Raw genomic sequence first — 18,989 nt, forward strand, 5'->3', positions numbered from 1 at the left:
TTCTCATTTGCTTATACATACGACAAATTAAGCAAATACAATACTCACAACTAAATTGGAAGGTTATATTTACTCAATTACTTAATCTAATATACCGACATTATTTTGCTTCTTTATGAACTGTATGTGCGTTACATCTTGGACAATACTTCTTCAATGTCAATCTTGATGTAAGGTTACTTTGCTTAGGAACATTATAATTTCTATTTCCACACGTTTCACAGCTTAATGGCACTTTTTTCATTTTACTTCACCTTACTCATTATAATACCAATCTACTATACATAACATCTCTGTCAATTGTCAATCTTCCACCATTGCTTTCTATTAACCCAAAAATCAATTAATACCTATCAATCACTGATTTTAATTCGGACGCTTTGGGTTAAATGCACGCTTCAATTTCAGTTTACATCTATGTATCGTATTGTAAACTATTTTAACATTTAGATTTAAAATGCAGGCAATTTCAGATGGTTTATAGTCTTTTAAAATATAATTTATAATGCCTTGCTCTAACTCTGTTAATTTTTCAATTCTTTGATGCAGCATCGTCAGTTTTTCGTTTCTTAAAATAATTTCATCCGTTTGTCGGGTTTGCCTTAACATTTGGACACTAATTAACATTTCGTTTTCTAACAATCTTTGCCGTCTTAAATCTGCTGATTTTTTTCTTATATAATCATTTTTGGCATTTTTGATAGTGCGATTTACATAATGTACCAATGGGATTTCTTTAGAAAAATCAAATTGTCTTAACGCTTTGAATAATTTAAAAAGTATTTCTTGTTGTAGATCTTCTTTGTCATCTGGATGTATTGAAAAATGATTCAAACATTTCAATATATGTGGCTGTAATTTCTCTAGTAAATCGATTAAGAAATGAATATCTTGCCATTTGCTTTTTGAGACTGATGTTGGTTCTTGATGGTTTGTTCTTTGTAGCATACTTTAAATCCTTTCATTAGGTTAAAGTTAGCATACAAAGTACGCTGTAAAAAAAGCAAGGGGACAATCTTCTTATTTATGATTGTTACCCCTTCTGATTTTTTCAAATTCTTCCAAAATTTCATTGGACAGCTCTATACGCGTCCGTGGCTTCTGCTCGTTGAACCCTTCAAGCTTTTTTGAAACCGAAACTTCATTTTCTCTCAAGTCTCTCCACATCTCTCTTGAAGAGATACGATAAGCACCCGCACCAAATATGGCATGTTGTTCACTCATATCACTTGTTACCACTGTGATGTGTCTTGTATGTTTGTCATATAAATCATACACATATTTTTCTATAAAACTGTCTGCTGTTTCTTTTTCTTTAGTAAAGACAATCTTCACACCATGATACATATATTCTGACGACATGCCCGATTGTTCGTAAGCGTCAAACACACAAACAACCTCATCAGCTATGACTGCATTATAATTTGCAATCGCAGTTAGTAGCTGATCACGTGCTTCTTCCAAATTTTCTTGGGCTATTTGACTTAAATCTTGTGATTGGCCAATCATATTATAACCGTCAATAATCAAGAAACGATCCTTCATGGTTTTTCTCCAATCTGATTACGTTTACGGTAGACTTCATACATCATTAAACTTGCCGCAACAGAGGCATTCAAACTATTTACATGCCCTACCATCGGAATATTTATATAAAAGTCGCATTTATCTTTTGTAAGTCGGCTCATACCTTGGCCTTCACTTCCGATAACGATTGCTAATGGCATACCGGCATCCATTTCACGATAATCTGTTGAATTTTCCGCTTCAGCACCAACTACCCAATAACCATGATCTTTTAATGTTTCAATAGTATTCGCTAAGTTTGTAACACGCATGACAGGTACATGTTCAATCGCACCTGTAGATGCTTTTGCAACTGTCTGTGTGAGTGCAACCGACCGCCTTTTAGGAATAATGATGCCATCCACACCTGAAGCGTCCGCAGTTCTTAAAATTGATCCTAAATTATGGGGATCTTCTAAGCCATCCAAAATTAGAACAGTAGATAGTTTTTCGTTATCTTTTTGTTGTGCTAAAAACGCATCAAAATCTGCATATTCATATGGTGCAATGTATGCAGCGACACCTTGGTGAGGTGCATCAGACAAACCATCTAATTTCGATTTTGGCACTGCTTGTACAATGATTTTGTTACTATTTGCCTTTTTTAAAATATCATTGATTTGTCCTTTTTTTACTGTATCCTGAATTAAAACCTTATTAATTGTATGCCCAGAAACAATCGCTTCTTTTACGGCATGACGACCTACGATTACAATCTCTTCCAAAGTCTCACTACCTTTCATCTACATTTTTTACAATGCATTCAAGTAACGAGGTGAGTCGTTCTTGATTTTTTTCTAGATATAAAAATCCGAGGATTGCTTCTAAACCTGAACTTTTTCGATAGGTTTGAATATCTGTGTTTTTGGCCTTAGTATAACTCTTAGCATTTCTGCCTCGACGCACGATATCTAATTCTTCATCTGTAAACCAGTTATTTTCAAATAAGTACTCAAGTGATTGTGCCTGACTTTTTGCAGAAACATAACGCTTAGCCTCTTGATGTAGACGATTGGGTTTCGCTTTTAACTTCAATATAATGTATTCTCTTACAAATTGATCTAAAACGGCGTCACCCATATATGCTAAAGTTAATGGATTTAACAACTTATTATTCATGTTACCCACGTTTGAATCTCACACCTTGTGGCGTATCTTCTAAAATAATATTTTGTTCTTTTAACTGGTCACGAATTTCGTCTGCACGTGCAAAATCTTTATTTTTTCGTGCATGATTTCGTTCTTCAATGAGCGCTTCGACATCTTCGTCTAATAATTCATCACTGTTTGATACTTTTAAAGGAACACCTAAAACATCACTGAATATTTGATAAACTTCTTTAAAACGTGCAATCACTTTGGTAGATGTCGTATTTTCCAAGACATATTTATTCGCTAGTTTTGATAAATCATACCAAGCTGTGATGGCATTAGCAGTATTGAAATCATCATTCATAACTGTTTCAAACTGATCTAATATTTGATTGATTTCATCAATATATTGGTCTTGCGCTTCAATATTAGTTGCAATTGCTTCTCGCTCTTCAAGGGATTGATAACTATTACGAATACGTTCTAATCCACTTTTAGCTGCCCCAACAAGCTCCATGTTATAGTTAATCGGGCTTCTATAATGTACACTAATCATAAAAAAGCGTAAGACATCTGGATCGATTTCTTTAATAATGTCATGCACTAAGACAAAATTGCCCAATGACTTACTCATTTTTTCATTATCTATGTTGATGAAACCATTATGCATCCAATAATTTGCGAATGGCGCATGGTTATGTGCTTCTGATTGAGCAATTTCATTTTCATGGTGTGGAAATTGTAAGTCTGTACCACCCGCATGAATATCAATTGTTGCCCCTAGCTCGTGATAAGCCATCACTGAACATTCAATATGCCAGCCTGGTCTACCTTTGCCAAATGGACTATCCCAACTAATTTCATCTGGTTTCGCCTGTTTCCATAATGTAAAATCGAGTGCATCTTCTTTTTGTTCCCCTTGCTCAATACGTGCACCTACTTTTAAATCATTCAACGATTGATGACTTAATTTACCATAATCTTCAAATTTACGTGTTCTGAAATAAACATCGCCACCACTTTCATAAGCGTATCCTTCTTCTATAAGTTCTTCTATAAACTTAATAATATCGTCCATATGATTCATGACTCTTGGATTTGAAGTCGCTTTTTTGACATTTAATGCGCCCACATCTTCATAAAATGCATCGATATAGCGGTTAGCTATTGTATTTACTGGTTCATTTAATTCTTTGGAGCGTTTTATTAATTTATCATCTACGTCCGTAAAGTTTGAAACATAAATCACTTCATAGCCTTGGTACTCAAGATATCTTCTAACAACATCATAGTTAATTGCAGGTCTTGCGTTCCCAATATGAATGTAATTATATACAGTTGGTCCACAAACATACATCTTAACCTTACCTGGTTCTATTGACTTAAACGTTTCTTTTTGACGTGTAAGTGTATTATATAATGTAATCATCTTGAATCTCTCCATTTCTTGTTTTCTCAAGTTGTTTCTCTAATTGTTTTAATTGCTCATAAATAGGGTCAGGTAAATTACGATGGTCAAATGTTTTACCGATTCTTCTTCCGTCTTGTTTTACAATATGTCCTGGTATGCCGACTACTGTAGAATAGCTAGGCACCGAGTTCAACACTACGGAATTCGCGCCAATATTAACATTTGAATTAATTTTAATATTACCAAGTACTTTTGCTCCCGCTGCAATTAGTACATTGTCTCCAATATCAGGATGACGCTTTCCTTTTTCTTTACCTGTTCCACCTAAAGTAACACCTTGATAAATAGTAACATTATCACCAATCCTACATGTTTCACCTATCACTACGCCCATACCGTGATCAATAAATAAACGCTTGCCAATTTGAGCGCCTGGATGTATTTCTATCCCTGTAAAGAAGCGTGTAATTTGAGAAATCAATCTTGCTAATACATATTTTTTCTTTTTATATAAAGCATGTGCAATTAAATGACTCCACACTGCATGTACTCCGGCATAAGATGTAACCACTTCTAATGTCGTACGTGCTGCTGGGTCTTGCTCAAACACCATATTTACATCATCTTTGATTCTTTTCAAAATTTCAAACAAGGTTGCGACCTCCTTATTAAAAAAGCACCTCCAACATCATATTGTTAGAGGTGCTTTGCACGGTTCCACTCTTTTTTAATAAGCTGATTCCTCAATCACGTAGTAATACAACTTATATTGACTCATTTACATTATTTAATTCTTCAAACTAAAGGTGCATTCAACAATGTTTGTGTTGTGCTCACAGCGACCGCACACTCTCTTGACACATACCATTGCATACTAATCCTTTAGCCAATTCACATATTATAATAGTTGGTAAATTGTAATTTTTCAAGTGTTATACCTTTAAGCCTTTTTATTCACACTTTGCATTAAACGTATTTTTTTAAGCGGTTCAACACTTTGTCTTTACCTAAAACTTCAATTGTATTTGGTAGCTCTGGTCCATGCATTTGTCCAGTTACAGCTACACGTATCGGCATAAACAATTGTTTACCTTTGATGCCTGTTTCTTTTTGAACTTCTTTAATTGTCTTTTTAATTTCAGCAGCTTCAAAAGGTTCTAAAGCTTCTAATTTGCCATATAAATGGTTCATAAGTTCAGGAACTTGTTCACCATCAATAACTTCTTGCTCATCTTCACCTAATGTTTGTTCATCTCTGAAGAAAATTTCAGATAACGGAACAATTTCGCCAGCATAACTCATTTCTTTCTGATAAAGTGCAATAAGTTTACGACCCCATGCTTTATCTTCTTCAGAAGGGTTTTCAGGTAATAATTCCGCTTTAACTAAATGTGGGAAAGCAAGTTCAAATACTGTTTCAGTATCTTTTTGCTTCATATATTGGTTGTTAATCCAAGCTAATTTTTGTTTATCAAAAAATGCAGGTGATTTAGATAAACGTTTTTCGTCGAAGATTTTGATGAACTCTTCTTTAGAATAGATTTCATCTTCACCTTCAGGAGACCAACCTAACAATGTAATAAAGTTAAATAATGCTTCAGGTAAGTAACCTAAATCTCTATACTGTTCAATAAATTGAAGTATTTGGCCATCACGTTTACTTAATTTTTTGCGTTCTTCATTTACAATCAATGACATATGCGCAAATCTTGGTGGTTCCCAACCAAATGTGTCATAAATCATTAATTGTTTTGGTGTATTAGAGATATGGTCGTCACCACGTATAACGTCTGAAATTTCCATGTAATGATCATCAACAGCTACGGCAAAGTTATATGTTGGTATACCGTCTTTTTTGACAATTACCCAATCTCCCATATTGTTTGAGTCAAATGAAATTTCACCTTTAACCATATCATCGAATTTATAAGTTGTATCTTTTGGAACACGAAAACGAATAGATGGTTTACGTCCTTCGGCTTCAAATTGTTGGCGCTCTTCTTCAGTTAAATGTGCATGTTTCCCACCATAACGTGGCATTTCACCACGCGCAATTTGTTGTTCACGTTCTGCTTCTAACTCTTCTTCTGTCATATAACATTTATATGCTTTATCTTCATCTAATAATTGTTGGATAAGTGGATTATATATTTCAGCGCGTTCTGACTGACGGTAAGGACCATAACCTTTATCTTTATCTACTGATTCGTCCCAATCAATACCTAACCATTTTAGGTTATCGAATTGTGATGATTCTCCGTCTTCTAAATTACGTTTGCTATCCGTATCTTCTATACGTATTACAAAATCTCCATCATAATGTTTAGCAAATAAATAGTTAAATAATGCAGTTCTTGCATTACCAATATGCAAATAGCCTGTTGGACTTGGTGCATATCTAACTCTTACACGATTACTCATTATGTTCACTCCTGTTTAAAATTTTTACGATTTAATTTTATTTTTTTCATCTTAACTGTGTTTACCCATAAAATACACAACGCTTATGTCAACACGACTCCAATGAAGTTCATATTAAAAAATAATGTTTCAGCATTTAAAGTATATTGCTTGTTCGCTTACTTATAATATCATAGCTCATCATTTTTTAAAGCATTACTATATTAAAATCAAACATTTCTTTGTTTTTAAATTCAACAGTATAATTCTAAATATAGTAATACAATTTCGCTATCTATTGTAGCACTTTAAAGCTGATTATGATATTACCGCGCTTAAATTTAACTGTTTATATAAGAATTCTTTTACATCTTCTCTATTTAGTGTTTTACGCTAAAAAAGGTTTCATGTGAAACTGTGACTGTTGTTGCTACATTTCAAATGAAACCTTCACTTCAATTTCAATATATTTTTTTCGCAAAAATAATGCGTCCAGAAGATGTTTGTAATAAACTGACGACTTCTAAATCAACGTGCTCACCAATATGTTTTTTAGCATTATCTACGACAACCATTGTACCATCCTCTAAGTAACCCACTGCTTGTCCGGCTTCTTTGCCCATCTTAGTTAACAATAAGTTAAGTCGATCACCTTGGTGAACCGTTGGCTTAATGGCTTCTGATAAATCATTGACATTTAGTACTTGAATCCCCTGTATATGACAAACTTTATTTAAATTAAAATCTGTAGTTATAATTTGAGCTCTATAATGGAGCGCTAGTTTAATTAACATTGCATCTATATCACTGTGTGATTTTGTAGGTTGTATGATACGTGTAGGGTGTTGTGCATCATGTAATGCATTTAGCATATCTAAGCCTCTTTGCCCTTTTTCTCTCTTCACACTATCGTTCGCATCTGCAATGACTTGCAGTTCATTAATCACACCTTGCGGAATTAGGATTTCTCCATCTACAAAACCACATTCTAAAACATCTAGAATACGTCCATCTATAATTGCACTCGTATCAATCACTTTTGGCATCGCATTTCGTGTGTTCATAGCCATAGAACGCGTCATGTTTTCTGGCAAAAACAAAAGCATTTCATCACGCTTACGTAAACCAAATTGAAAACCTAAATATCCCAATATGATTGTAACAATGATTGGTACAAAATGATTTAACACATTGTTGCCAATAATTTGGAAAATAAATGATATCATTACGGAAATAAGCAACCCTATAATGAGTCCAATTGTGGCAAACAATATTTCTATCGCACTTTGACGCATAATCATTTGTTCTAGATCTTTCATTGCTAAAGTTACCTTTTTAATAAACCATCCAAAGATTACAAAAAATAGTATAATCCCTAATAGCCCATTGAAATAATTATTTGTAAGTAGCATGAAATGACTCAAACCAGCATCTGCAATAATTTCTGGAATAAGATACACGCCTAAACTTGCACCCAGTATAATATAGCACAAGATTACAATGAGTCTTATCATGTTCAAATGCTAACGCTCCTTTCGCATGAAAGCTATTTTGATTACATGAGCCATGTAATCATTTAAATATATGTTGTTGATTAATGTTTTGTTAAGGCATATTTTAATGCCTCGTTCACATTTGTCACACCAATGACTTTGATATTGCTAGGAAATTCCCAGCCCCCAATATTAGATTCAGGAATAATAATGCGTTTAAAACCTAGTTTTTCCGCTTCTTGTACACGTTGTTCAATGCGAGAAACACGTCTCACTTCTCCGGTTAAACCAACCTCACCAATAAAACAATCTAATCCATCTACAGTTAAATCTTTAAAACTTGAGGCTGTAGCAACAATGATTCCTAAATCGACAGCAGGTTCTGTTAATCTTACGCCACCAGCTACTTTAATATAAGCATCTTGTTGTTGCAGTAAATAATTCTCTTTTTTCTCTAATACAGCCATCAACAAACTTAAACGATTGTGATCTATTCCTGTAGCCATACGTCTAGGGTTATTAAAGGTTGTTGGTGTTACTAAGGCTTGAACTTCAATTAATAATGGTCTTGTACCTTCCATCGTAGACACGATTGTTGAACCTGGAACATTCGTAGAACGCTCTTCTAAAAACATTTCTGAAGGGTTTTTAACACCTTTTAATCCACTCTGCTTCATTTCAAAAATACCCATTTCATTCGTAGAGCCAAAACGGTTTTTCACCGCTCTTAAAATACGATAAGCATGATGCTCATCACCTTCAAAATAAAGTACCGTATCTACCATATGTTCTAACAGACGAGGCCCTGCAATCTGACCTTCTTTCGTTACATGACCAACAATAAAAGTGGCAATATTTAGTTGTTTAGCTATATTCATCAAGCTCTGTGTACTCTCCCTCACCTGAGATACCGAACCGGGCGCAGAGCTGATTTCAGGGTGGAAAATGGTCTGTATAGAATCTACAACAAGCAAATCAGGCTTCAATTGTTTAACTGTCTCATGTATCACTTCTAAATCTGTTTCTGCAAATACATTTAAATTACTTGAGTCTTCATCTAATCGATCCGCTCTTAATTTTGTTTGGTTTAATGATTCTTCACCAGTTATATATAAAACATTTTTATCTTGTGATAATGCAGCACATATTTGTAACAATAGTGTTGATTTACCGATACCTGGATCGCCACCAATTAATACAAGCGAACCATTTACAACCCCGCCACCAAGCACTCGATTAAATTCTGCTGAATTCGTTTTAATACGTGGTGTTGTCTCATGCTTAATATCATTTAACTTCTGTACTTTGGCAGTATTTTCGCGACTACGTACACCATGTTTTGGGCTTGTCGTTTTCTGTTCTATTATTTCTTCCATTTGATTCCATCCACCACAGTTAGGACATTTCCCCATCCATTTAGGCGACTGGTAACCACATGCCATACATTCAAAAACCACTTTCTTTTTGGCCAAAACTGCACCTCCATCTTTATTGAACAAATCTATTTTATACCTATGTTTATGTAAAAACAAATTTTATTTACAAATGATTTATTTTGATATTTTATATGCTAAATAAATAGCTTTATATTGTAATATACAAATGAATATATTGCAAAAATCTATTTTTTTAAAATAACACTATTATGTCTATAGCACCATCAAAAAGATATACTTTCTTGATATTCAAATTAGATACAAGTTAACATCATATTTCTTCATCATACTGTATCACATTTGCTTAATAAAAAAAGCGTTTCTCAAGCTATATATAAATACTTGAGAAACGCGTTGGCACTATTACCTATATTTATCTAATTTTATGATTCAGAAGTTTCTTTTTCTTTTTTATCTTCTGTTCTATCTTTAATATCATATTTATATTCTTTACCGTCATGATCGATATAGACATTTTTACCTTCGATTTGGTTACCATCTAAGATTAACTCACTCAAGTTATCTTCAATTGTTTTTTGAATTTCTCGAATCAGTGGTCTAGCACCATACTCTGGGTCATATCCTTCTTTAGCGATGCGTTCTTTAGCTGCATCAGACACGATAATGTCGATATCTTGTTCTGATAAACGATCTGTAAGTTTATTTACCATCATTGTCACAATTTCTTTCAATTCATCTTGAGAAAGTTTGTGGAATACAATGATGTCATCTACACGGTTTAAGAATTCTGGACGGAAAGCATTTTTCAATTCTTTCATCATTGTCTTACGGATTGATTCATAATCTTGTCCTTCAGATGCGCCGCCAAATCCTGCAAAACGTTGATCTTGTAATTCTTGGGCACCAACGTTAGATGTCATAATAATCACAGTATTACGGAAGTCTACTTGACGACCTTTTGTATCTGTTAGATGTCCGTCATCTAATACTTGTAACAAGATATTAAATACATCAGGGTGCGCTTTTTCGATTTCATCAAATAATATAACTGAATATGGTTTACGTCTTACTTTTTCAGTTAATTGACCGCCATCATCATGACCAACATAGCCTGGAGGCGCTCCTACTAAACGGCTGACAGCATGTTTTTCCATGAACTCACTCATGTCTACACGAATCATTGCATCATCTTCACCAAACATTGTTTCTGCTAATGCACGTGCTAATTCTGTTTTACCGACACCTGTAGGGCCTAAGAAGATAAAGCTACCAATTGGTCTTTTAGGATCTTTTAATCCAGCTCTTGCACGTCTCACTGCTTTACTGATTGATGTCACTGCTTCTTTTTGACCAATAACACGTTCATGCAACGTATCTTCCAAGTTAAGCAAGCGATCAGATTCTGTTTCATTAATTTTTGTTAATGGAATGCCAGTCCAACCAGCGATAACTTCACCAATATCTTCTTCAGATAAGGATGTGTTCGCGCCGTTTTGGCTATTTTTCCAATTATTGTTTGCTTCTTCGTATTGTTTTTCTAATTTAGTTTGTTTATCACGTAAATTAGCTGCATTTTCAAATTCTTGTGCATGTACAGCTGCATCTTTTTCATTTTTCACTTGTTCAATTTCTTGTTCCAACTCTTTTAAGTTTGGTGGTGTTGTATGGCTTTTTAGTCTTACTTTTGAACTTGCTTCATCAATTAAGTCGATGGCTTTATCTGGTAAGAAACGATCAGATACATAGCGATGACTTAATTTCGCTGCTGATTCTAAAGCTTCATCAGAAATGTTAATGCGATGATGTGCTTCATAACGATCACGTAAACCTTTTAAGATTTCAATTGTATCTTCAACAGTTGGTTCATCTACTTGAACAGGTTGGAAACGACGTTCTAACGCTGCATCTTTTTCAATATTTTTACGGTATTCATCTAGTGTAGTCGCACCGATACATTGTAGTTCGCCACGTGCCAATGCTGGTTTTAAGATATTTGATGCATCGATAGCACCTTCTGCACCACCAGCACCTACTAATGTGTGTAGCTCATCAATGAAAAGAATGACGTTACCTGCTTGGTGAATTTCTTCCATAACTTTTTTCAAGCGTTCTTCAAATTCACCACGATATTTCGTACCAGCAACGACTGTTCCCATATCTAATGACATCACACGTTTACCTTTAAGTGTTTCAGGTACTTCATTATTAACAATTGCAAGTGCTAAACCTTCAGCAATTGCTGTTTTACCGACACCTGGTTCCCCAATTAATACTGGGTTGTTCTTAGTACGTCTGCTCAATACTTCAATCACACGCGTGATTTCTTTATCTCTGCCAATGACAGGATCTAGTGTGCCATCATTAGCAATTACTGTTAAATCACGTGCAAGGCTATCTAACGTTGGCGTATTATTGGATTTATTTGCCTGTGCATTTTTATTACTCATTTCAGGACTTCCTAAAGCTTTCACTACTTGAGCGCGTGCTTTAGTAATGTTTAAGTCTAAATTAGCAAAAACACGTGCAGCCACGCCTTCATTTTCTCTAATTAAGCCGAGTAATATATGCTCTGTGCCGACGAAGTTATGGTGTAATTTTCTTGCTTCATCCATTGATAACTCAATAACTTTTTTAGCACGAGGTGTGTAATGTAACGCACCCATTTGTTCTTGACCGTGGCCAATTAATTTTTCAACTTCTGTTACTACTTTTTCTTCAGTAATATCAAAAGATTCCAACACTTTTGCTGCAATACCTTCTGGTTCTTTCATTAAACCTAAAAGTAAATGTTCTGTTCCTATATTTGAATGATTTAAGCGAATTGCTTCTTCTTGAGCATGTGCCAATACACGTTGTGCACGTTCTGTCAGTCTACCAAATAACATAGCATGACCTCCTAATTTATATGTTCTCTTAATATATCTGCTCTTTTTTCGTTAACTGTTCTATCATCTTCATCATCTAATAAGAATGGCGATTGAATTGCAACCATCAACTCATTAAATTTGAAGTCTTCTAAATCAATATAGTCTAAGTCTATACCTAATTTTACTTCACTTAATCTAAATGATGCTTCTTCCATAGATATTAGTCTACTATATTTTAAGATACCTAACGAACGATATACTCTATCTAAAGTTTCAATTTTATTATGCTTGCTTAGTCGTTCGCGAATTTGCATCTCTTCATTAATAATTTGTTGTACTACTTCAGTTAAACTTTCAATAATTTCTTCTTCTGTTTTTCCAAGTGTCAGTTGATTGGAAATTTGATAAATGTGACCGTATACTTGAGAACCTTCACCATAGATACCTCTTATCGTGAATCCAAAACGATTTATCGTTTGAGCGATTCTATTCATCCGCTTCATAATCGTAAGTCCAGGTAAATGTAACATTACGCTTGCTCTCATACCAGTACCAATATTCGTCGGACAGGTAGTTAAATAACCAAGTGTTTCATCAAAACTCACATCTAATTCACTGTCTAGTGTGTCATCCAATGCAGAGGCTCTTTCGTATAATGTTTGTAATGATAAATCATTACCCATGGCTTGAATTCGTATATGATCTTCTTCATTAACCATAATGCTTAAAGATTCATCTTCATTTAAAAGTACTGCAGCAGCAGGTCTCTTTATTAACTCGGGACTTATAAGATGTTTCGCTACAAGTTTATATTTGCTCTGTTGATCCATCGTGTCTAATCTCTGTATAAACATGTTAGGAAGCGCATCTTGAACTTCATTTATCACTCTATTTCCATCTTGTTCTGATGCAAACATCAAAGGGTGTACATGATTTTCTAAATTTCTGGCCAAACGCAATCTCGAAGACATTACGATTGGACTTTCTGCTTCGTCTCTCATCCACTCACTAATGTGAGTGCTGATATCATTTTTACTCATCATGTTTCACCTCGCTGTCTTCTTTCAATGCTTTAATTTCATCTCTAACAACTGCAGCTTCTTCAAAATTTTGTTCTTCAATCAACTGATTTAAATACGACGTTTTCTCTTCTATTTGTTTTTTTAAAGCTAACTTTCTATGTGAAGAGCGCGGTGTTTTTCCAGTGTGTTCGATTTGACCACCTTGTACACGTCGTACAATATCGACAATGTCATCTTTAAAAGTTGCGTAGCAGTCTGCACAACCAAATTTACCAACATGCGCAATATCTTTTAATGTCATTTGACAAGTAGGACATCTCTTCTCTTCTTTAAATGCAATTTCATCGAAATCAATACCGTGTTTCGCTGCTAAATGTTGTAATATTTGTTTTACAACAAACGCACCTTCAATGTCATCTTGTGACTGCATTTGTTGGTTTTGAGTCCACGGGTTACCGCCTTGCGCGCATGTAGCACAAACCCATTTTTCATGTACACCGTCTTGTCCTTTAACTGCTAACTTTACCTCTGCTTCATTTAAATGACAATTTTCGCACAGCACGACTAAACACCTCTCTTAATTTCTTTAATAATAATTTATTACATGTAATATTCGTTTCACTATATTAGCACGTATAATATCTCTTGATAATACATCCATTTTCAAAGTTTCTCTATCGATTACAGCGTAAATCATTTTTGCTTCGCGTTCACTAATATAAGCTTTATCTAACAAACCATCTATGATGTAATATGCTTGCTGTTGTGAAATAGATGGTCCGATGAGTTGAAGTAAATGATTAATATAACCTGTTTCATCTTTGTTTTCAATTTTAGTGATTCGAATATAACCACCGCCACCTCTTTTACTTTCTATTTCATAACCATGTTCATTTGTAAAACGTGTTTTGATCACATAGTTTAGTTGAGAAGGCACACAGTCAAATCGCTGTGCAATATTGGCACGTTGAATTTCAACAACGTCTTCATTGGTGTCTTCAAATAATTTTTTAATGTACTGTTCTATGATGTCGGACATGTTATGCATGATTATCACCTCTTTTGACCTTCTTTGACTATATTATATGACCAACTTTGACCTTTTTCAACCAATATGTTTTAAATTTTTTCGTTTTTAGATGTAAGTAAGCGCTTGTTTATTGTATTATAGGAATTAAGAAAAAATTTAAAGGGATGAATTATTATGCATATTATTATCGGTTTAATTGGTATAGCTGTGTTTCTTGGGTTAGCTTTCCTCTTTAGTTCTGACAGAAAAAATATTCGCTGGCAATACATCGGCTTATTACTTGTAATACAACTTGTATTTGCGTTTATATTATTAAAAACAAAATTTGGTATTACGGTCATTGGTGGCATTTCAGATGGCTTTAATTATTTATTAGCTAAAGCTGCTGAAGGTGTCAATTTTGTATTTGGTGGATTTGAATTTGTAGATCCTGAAAATCCACCGTTCTTCTTCAATGTATTATTACCAATCGTTTTTATTTCAGCATTAATTGGTATCTTACAATACACAAAAATATTACCGTTCATTATTAATTATTTAGGTTTAGCTATTTCTAAAGTAAACGGAATGGGTCGCTTGGAATCATATAATGCGGTGGCAGCGGCAATTTTGGGACAATCAGAAGTTTTCATTTCACTCAAAAAAGAATTAGCACTTATCCCTAAACAACGTCTTTATACATTAACTGCTTCCGCGATGTCTACAGTATCGGCTTCTATTATAGGGGCTTATTTCACATTAATTGAACCCAGATATGTAGTTACAGCTGTAGTATTAAACTTATTTGGTGGGTTTATCATTGCTTCTATTATCAATCCATATAAGGTAGATGCAAAAGAAGATAAATTAATTGTTGAAGAAAGTGAAACAGAAAAACAATCCTTCTTCGAAATGTTAGGGGAATATATTTTAGATGGGTTTAAAGTTGCTGTAATTGTAGGTGCGATGCTTATCGGTTATATAGCAATTATCGCTTTGTTAAACGGTGTTGTGAGTGCAATTTTCACTGCAATTTCTGGTGGAAGTATTACATGGGATTTCCAAACTTTGATTGGATTTATATTTGCACCATTAGCATTTTTAATTGGAGTACCTTGGGACGATGCTGTTCAAGCTGGCTCGATTATGGCAACAAAATTACTATCTAATGAATTTGTCGCTATGCAAAGTTTAAATGAAGTTAAAAATATCAGTGACCACGCTAAAGGTGTAATCTCCGTATTTGTTGTTTCTTTTGCTAACTTTAGTTCTATTGGTATTATTTCCGGCGCAATCAAATCACTTAACAATGAAAAAGGTGATATGGTAGCGCGCTTTGGTTTGAAACTTTTATTTGGTGCAACACTTGTATCATTTATTTCTGCAGCAATCGCAGGTTTCTTTATCTAATTAAATTGACAAAAGAAAAAAACAGGTCCATCCATTTTGGAATTGACCTGTTTTTTTCTTGCGCTGTATTAAACTTTCTCAATTGTCGTAGGTGTTACAATATGTTCAATGAAATATTGCGTTACGCGATAATCTTCTGTTAATTCTGGATGGAAAGATACACCTAAATAACGGCCTTCTTGAACTGCTACAATTTTCTCACTAACTGTGCTCAATATCGTAGCATTCCCATGTACTTCTACAATATGTGGTGCCCTGATAAACACACCTTCTATATCTTCTGCTATACTAGTAATATTTAAATGACTTTCAAAACTATCCACTTGTCTTCCAAACGAATTTCGTTGAACCGTAATATCTAATTTATTGAGATATCCTTCTTCTCCAACAATATCCTTTGCCATAACTATAAGACCTGCACAAGTCCCGAACATAGGTAATTTAGATTGTTGTAATGCTTCTTTAAACCCATATAAATTCATTAAACGGCGTAACGTTGTCGATTCACCACCTGGTAGTATAAGACCATCAATTTCGTCTAATTGTTCCACATGTTTAATGGCAATACCTTCGTGGCCACTTAATTCAATATGCTTCAAATGTTCTCTCACAGCACCCTGTAAAGCTAAAACACCTATTTTCATATTACCAACCACGCTCTTGCATACGTTCTTCTAGTGATAAATCATTAATGTCTAAACCTTTCATTGCTGTTCCCAACTCTTTAGCTAATCTACCAATCAATTCGTAATCTTGATAATGTGTCGTAGCCTGTACAATTGCTTTTGCAAATTTTTCAGGATCTTCTGATTTAAAAATACCAGAACCAACAAATACGCCATCTGCACCTAATTCCATCATCAAAGCAGCATCTTGTGGTGTTGCTACACCACCCGCTGCAAAATTCACAACTGGCAACTTGCCATTTTCTTTAATTGATTTTAATACATCAAAAGGTGCGCCTATATTTTTAGCTTCCGTCATAATTTCATCATCATTCATTACTGTTATACGGCTTACTTCAGCATTAACTTGTCTAATATGTCTGACAGCTTCAACAATATTACCAGTACCAGGTTCGCCTTTTGTACGTAGCATTGCCGCTCCTTCGCCTATACGACGCGCTGCTTCACCTAAATTACGACAACCACAAACAAATGGTACTGTAAAAGTATCTTTGCGTAAGTGGAACTCTTCATCAGCAGGCGTTAATACTTCTGATTCATCAATATAGTCAACACCCATTGCTTCTAGTACACGTGCTTCTGTTATATGACCAATACGTCCTTTTGCCATTACAGGTATAGAAACAGCATTCATTACTTCTTCAACGATTTTAGGATTGGCCATTCTAGCAACGCCACCAGCCGCTCTAATATCTGAAGGAACACGTTCTAATGCCATTACAGCAACTGCTCCTGCCTCTTCTGCAATCTTCGCTTGTTCAGCATTGACAACGTCCATAATAACGCCGCCCTTTTGCATTTCAGCCATTCCTCTTTTAACTCTTTCTGATCCAGTAAATTTAGACATTTTATTTACCCCTTTACTTAGTTGATTAAATTCATTTTAAAAGATAAACTGGTATTTAAAAAGATACACTTTTGAAATAATTTAGGGGGTCAGTTTATTGTCTAAAAATCATCTTTATATCAATTTATACGAAAATTTAAAACAACAAATTATTGAAGGACAATATAAGTCTGAAGATAAATTTCCGTCTAAACGTGTGTTAGGACAACATTTATCTGTAAGTAACACAACAATAGAACATGCATATCAGCTATTATTAGATGAAGGGTATATTTATTCTAAACCGCGTTCGGGTTATTTTGTTTCAGATATAGAAACGCTTCCAATTGTCACAAGAAAACCAGATCAATTCTATATTCATAATCACTCAAAAAATAATCATGATGCAGTACAGTCAGACCATTCATTAGCATTTAATTTATCTGAAATTGATGCTGAATATTTTCCTATGAAACAATTTAGAAAATATGCAAAAGATGCATTTGAAGATGAAGAAATTGATTTACTACAACATGCTAATTTAAAGGGCGAAATTTCATTAAGACAAGAAATTGCGCATTACTTATTTAATAGCCGTGGCGTTAACTGCCGACCTGAACAAATTATCATTGGATCTTCAACAGAGCAGCTTATAAACCTTTTAACTGACATTTTAAATGATGGTCGGTTTTTAATAGAAAATCCTAGCTACCCACCTATTAAGCAAGTATTAGATAAAAAGCAAATTGCTTATCTTCAAGTACCAGTAAATAGTACAGGAATAGAAATAGATTGCTTTCAGAAATCAAATAATAATATCGCATATGTCACGCCATCGCACCAATTTCCAACAGGTTATGTCATGAGTTTAAAAAAAAGAACCCAACTTATCACTTGGGCACAACAAAGCACTGATAGATATATCATTGAAGATGATTATGATTCTGAATTTCGCTACTTCGGCAAACCCATTCCTGCTTTACAAAGTCTTGATACTAAAGACAAAGTAATATATATTAGTACCTTTTCCAAATCTTTATTTCCAAGCTGTCGAATTGCATATTTAGTTTTACCAAATAATTTACTATCAAAATATGACAAGTTAGAAAACAAAGAAGGAAATACAGTACCTGCGCATACACAAAAAATAGTTTCACACTTCATGAAATCAGGTAGTTTTGAAAGACATCTCAATAAAATGAGAAATGTATATCGTCATAAATTAACAACAATTTTAAATGCATTAGCTCCCTATCAATCACAATTAACAATAGATGGTGCTTTAGCGGGTATGCATTTTACACTCACTGTTAAAAATCATTTGACTATGAAGCAATGCTTAGAACGTGCAAAGGCAAATGATTTAAAAATAATACCCTTTAATAAATATGATAGTGAGCAAAGCACAGTTAAATTCATACTAGGCTTCGGTGGCATCCCAATATCACAACTCAAAGCACATACAGACGCACTGATTAAATCATTAACGGTCTAGTATGAATTTCTTTGCTAGATTTCCTACTGGCTAAAATTTCAGAATAGTAAAGTACCACTCTCAATTTATTGAGCTAGTGGTACTTATGCATGTGTATCAACTCAATGTTACAGTTCTTCGAACTGGAAGTTAAGCTCCTTTTAATACAAAAAAAGAGACCTCTCGGTCTCGGCTCATCGCATCCTATTTAATTGCCTGGCAACGTCCTACTCTTGCGGAACGTAAGTCCGACTACCATCGGCGCTAAGGAGCTTAACTTCTGTGTTCGGCATGGGAACAGGTGTGACCTCCTTGCTATAGTCACCAGACAATATC

The 18,989-nt window shown here is 34.3% G+C and carries 18 protein-coding genes and 1 rRNA gene; 2 read left to right on the forward strand and 17 right to left on the reverse strand.

Features of this window, described 5'->3' with window-relative positions; translation table 11 throughout:
* Positions 1-100 precede the first annotated feature (100 nt).
* The 14 genes from rpmG to FYJ81_RS09100 all read right to left on the reverse strand — a co-directional run bounded on the left by rpmG (position 101) and on the right by FYJ81_RS09100 (position 14,296).
* Positions 101-244: a 50S ribosomal protein L33 gene (rpmG, locus tag FYJ81_RS09035; protein WP_071560108.1), complete on the reverse strand. Its 144-nt coding sequence runs from the start codon at positions 242-244 to the stop codon at positions 101-103.
* A gap of 122 nt (positions 245-366) precedes the next feature.
* Positions 367-948, reverse strand: coding sequence for a sigma-70 family RNA polymerase sigma factor (locus FYJ81_RS09040; protein WP_107385923.1), 582 nt, complete (start codon positions 946-948; stop codon positions 367-369).
* Positions 949-1,020: 72 nt separating this feature from the next.
* Positions 1,021-1,545: an NYN domain-containing protein gene (locus FYJ81_RS09045; RefSeq protein WP_019468577.1), complete on the reverse strand. Its 525-nt coding sequence runs from the start codon at positions 1,543-1,545 to the stop codon at positions 1,021-1,023.
* Positions 1,542-2,291: a 23S rRNA (guanosine(2251)-2'-O)-methyltransferase RlmB gene (gene rlmB, locus FYJ81_RS09050; RefSeq protein ID WP_107384253.1), complete on the reverse strand. Its 750-nt coding sequence runs from the start codon at positions 2,289-2,291 to the stop codon at positions 1,542-1,544. Before rlmB ends, FYJ81_RS09045 begins: the two co-directional genes overlap by 4 nt.
* A 7-nt stretch (positions 2,292-2,298) precedes the next feature.
* On the reverse strand, positions 2,299-2,685 hold the full coding sequence (locus FYJ81_RS09055; RefSeq protein ID WP_037539882.1) for a Mini-ribonuclease 3: 387 nt from the start codon (positions 2,683-2,685) through the stop codon (positions 2,299-2,301).
* A 1-nt stretch (position 2,686) separates the two neighbouring features.
* Positions 2,687-4,087 carry a cysteine--tRNA ligase gene (gene cysS, locus FYJ81_RS09060; RefSeq protein WP_119517579.1) on the reverse strand — a complete coding sequence of 467 codons (1,401 nt, stop codon included), beginning with the start codon at positions 4,085-4,087 and terminating at the stop codon, positions 2,687-2,689.
* Positions 4,071-4,712, reverse strand: coding sequence for a serine O-acetyltransferase (gene cysE, locus FYJ81_RS09065; protein WP_037539884.1), 642 nt, complete (start codon positions 4,710-4,712; stop codon positions 4,071-4,073). The genes cysS and cysE overlap by 17 nt, the downstream gene beginning before the upstream one ends.
* 323 nt (positions 4,713-5,035) lie before the next feature.
* Positions 5,036-6,490, reverse strand: coding sequence for a glutamate--tRNA ligase (gene gltX, locus FYJ81_RS09070; protein WP_107384255.1), 1,455 nt, complete (start codon positions 6,488-6,490; stop codon positions 5,036-5,038).
* 440 nt (positions 6,491-6,930) lie between these two features.
* A complete protein-coding gene (locus tag FYJ81_RS09075) occupies positions 6,931-7,989 on the reverse strand; it encodes a PIN/TRAM domain-containing protein (protein WP_019468583.1) in 1,059 nt (352 codons plus the stop codon).
* A gap of 74 nt (positions 7,990-8,063) precedes the next feature.
* A complete protein-coding gene (radA, locus tag FYJ81_RS09080; protein WP_119517580.1) occupies positions 8,064-9,434 on the reverse strand; it encodes a DNA repair protein RadA in 1,371 nt (456 codons plus the stop codon).
* A 347-nt stretch (positions 9,435-9,781) separates the two neighbouring features.
* A complete protein-coding gene (locus FYJ81_RS09085; protein ID WP_119517581.1) occupies positions 9,782-12,244 on the reverse strand; it encodes an ATP-dependent Clp protease ATP-binding subunit in 2,463 nt (820 codons plus the stop codon).
* An 11-nt stretch (positions 12,245-12,255) separates the two neighbouring features.
* Positions 12,256-13,266 carry a protein arginine kinase gene (locus tag FYJ81_RS09090; RefSeq protein ID WP_019468586.1) on the reverse strand — a complete coding sequence of 337 codons (1,011 nt, stop codon included), beginning with the start codon at positions 13,264-13,266 and terminating at the stop codon, positions 12,256-12,258.
* Positions 13,259-13,810: a UvrB/UvrC motif-containing protein gene (locus tag FYJ81_RS09095; RefSeq protein WP_019468587.1), complete on the reverse strand. Its 552-nt coding sequence runs from the start codon at positions 13,808-13,810 to the stop codon at positions 13,259-13,261. The genes FYJ81_RS09090 and FYJ81_RS09095 overlap by 8 nt, the downstream gene beginning before the upstream one ends.
* 24 nt (positions 13,811-13,834) lie before the next feature.
* The gene (locus tag FYJ81_RS09100) at positions 13,835-14,296 is read right to left on the reverse strand and encodes a CtsR family transcriptional regulator (RefSeq protein WP_019468588.1); all 462 of its coding nucleotides are present in this window, start codon (positions 14,294-14,296) and stop codon (positions 13,835-13,837) included.
* Between the two features lie 156 nt (positions 14,297-14,452).
* Here FYJ81_RS09100 and FYJ81_RS09105 point away from each other — a divergent pair, with 156 nt between their 5' ends.
* Positions 14,453-15,667 carry a NupC/NupG family nucleoside CNT transporter gene (locus FYJ81_RS09105; RefSeq protein ID WP_119517582.1) on the forward strand — a complete coding sequence of 405 codons (1,215 nt, stop codon included), beginning with the start codon at positions 14,453-14,455 and terminating at the stop codon, positions 15,665-15,667.
* Between the two features lie 68 nt (positions 15,668-15,735).
* On the opposite strand, the gene pdxT is transcribed toward FYJ81_RS09105, so the two are convergent.
* Both pdxT and pdxS read right to left on the reverse strand, forming a co-directional pair.
* Positions 15,736-16,311, reverse strand: a complete 576-nt coding sequence (gene pdxT / locus FYJ81_RS09110; protein WP_119517583.1) for a pyridoxal 5'-phosphate synthase glutaminase subunit PdxT — start codon at positions 16,309-16,311, stop codon at positions 15,736-15,738.
* Between the two features lies 1 nt (position 16,312).
* Positions 16,313-17,200: a pyridoxal 5'-phosphate synthase lyase subunit PdxS gene (pdxS, locus tag FYJ81_RS09115; protein WP_019468591.1), complete on the reverse strand. Its 888-nt coding sequence runs from the start codon at positions 17,198-17,200 to the stop codon at positions 16,313-16,315.
* A 97-nt stretch (positions 17,201-17,297) separates the two neighbouring features.
* Here pdxS and pdxR point away from each other — a divergent pair, with 97 nt between their 5' ends.
* Entirely contained in the window at positions 17,298-18,674 is a 1,377-nt protein-coding gene (gene pdxR / locus FYJ81_RS09120; RefSeq protein WP_107385917.1) for a MocR-like pyridoxine biosynthesis transcription factor PdxR, read from the forward strand.
* Between the two features lie 193 nt (positions 18,675-18,867).
* Here the strand turns inward: pdxR and rrf are convergent.
* Positions 18,868-18,982: ribosomal RNA gene (gene rrf / locus FYJ81_RS09125) — 5S ribosomal RNA — on the reverse strand.
* Positions 18,983-18,989 lie beyond the last annotated feature (7 nt).

This window comes from Staphylococcus sp. McC-251-APC-3A2 (assembly GCF_009695665.1).
In the GTDB taxonomy this organism is placed as follows: domain Bacteria; phylum Bacillota; class Bacilli; order Staphylococcales; family Staphylococcaceae; genus Staphylococcus; species Staphylococcus cohnii.

Bases quoted from the DNA above. Each gene is read 5' to 3' on its own strand.
- FYJ81_RS09085 (WP_119517581.1), bottom strand. From the start codon at position 12,244: ATGTTATTTGGTAGACTGACAGAACGTGCACAACGTGTATTGGCACAT.
- FYJ81_RS09045 (WP_019468577.1), bottom strand. From the start codon at position 1,545: ATGAAGGATCGTTTCTTGATTATTGACGGTTATAATATGATTGGCCAA.
- FYJ81_RS09105 (WP_119517582.1), top strand. From the start codon at position 14,453: ATGCATATTATTATCGGTTTAATTGGTATAGCTGTGTTTCTTGGGTTA.
- FYJ81_RS09100 (WP_019468588.1), bottom strand. From the start codon at position 14,296: ATGCATAACATGTCCGACATCATAGAACAGTACATTAAAAAATTATTT.
- pdxS (WP_019468591.1), bottom strand. From the start codon at position 17,200: ATGTCTAAATTTACTGGATCAGAAAGAGTTAAAAGAGGAATGGCTGAA.
- rpmG (WP_071560108.1), bottom strand. From the start codon at position 244: ATGAAAAAAGTGCCATTAAGCTGTGAAACGTGTGGAAATAGAAATTAT.
- gltX (WP_107384255.1), bottom strand. From the start codon at position 6,490: ATGAGTAATCGTGTAAGAGTTAGATATGCACCAAGTCCAACAGGCTAT.
- FYJ81_RS09040 (WP_107385923.1), bottom strand. From the start codon at position 948: ATGCTACAAAGAACAAACCATCAAGAACCAACATCAGTCTCAAAAAGC.
- pdxT (WP_119517583.1), bottom strand. From the start codon at position 16,311: ATGAAAATAGGTGTTTTAGCTTTACAGGGTGCTGTGAGAGAACATTTG.
- FYJ81_RS09090 (WP_019468586.1), bottom strand. From the start codon at position 13,266: ATGAGTAAAAATGATATCAGCACTCACATTAGTGAGTGGATGAGAGAC.
- cysS (WP_119517579.1), bottom strand. From the start codon at position 4,087: ATGATTACATTATATAATACACTTACACGTCAAAAAGAAACGTTTAAG.
- FYJ81_RS09055 (WP_037539882.1), bottom strand. From the start codon at position 2,685: ATGAATAATAAGTTGTTAAATCCATTAACTTTAGCATATATGGGTGAC.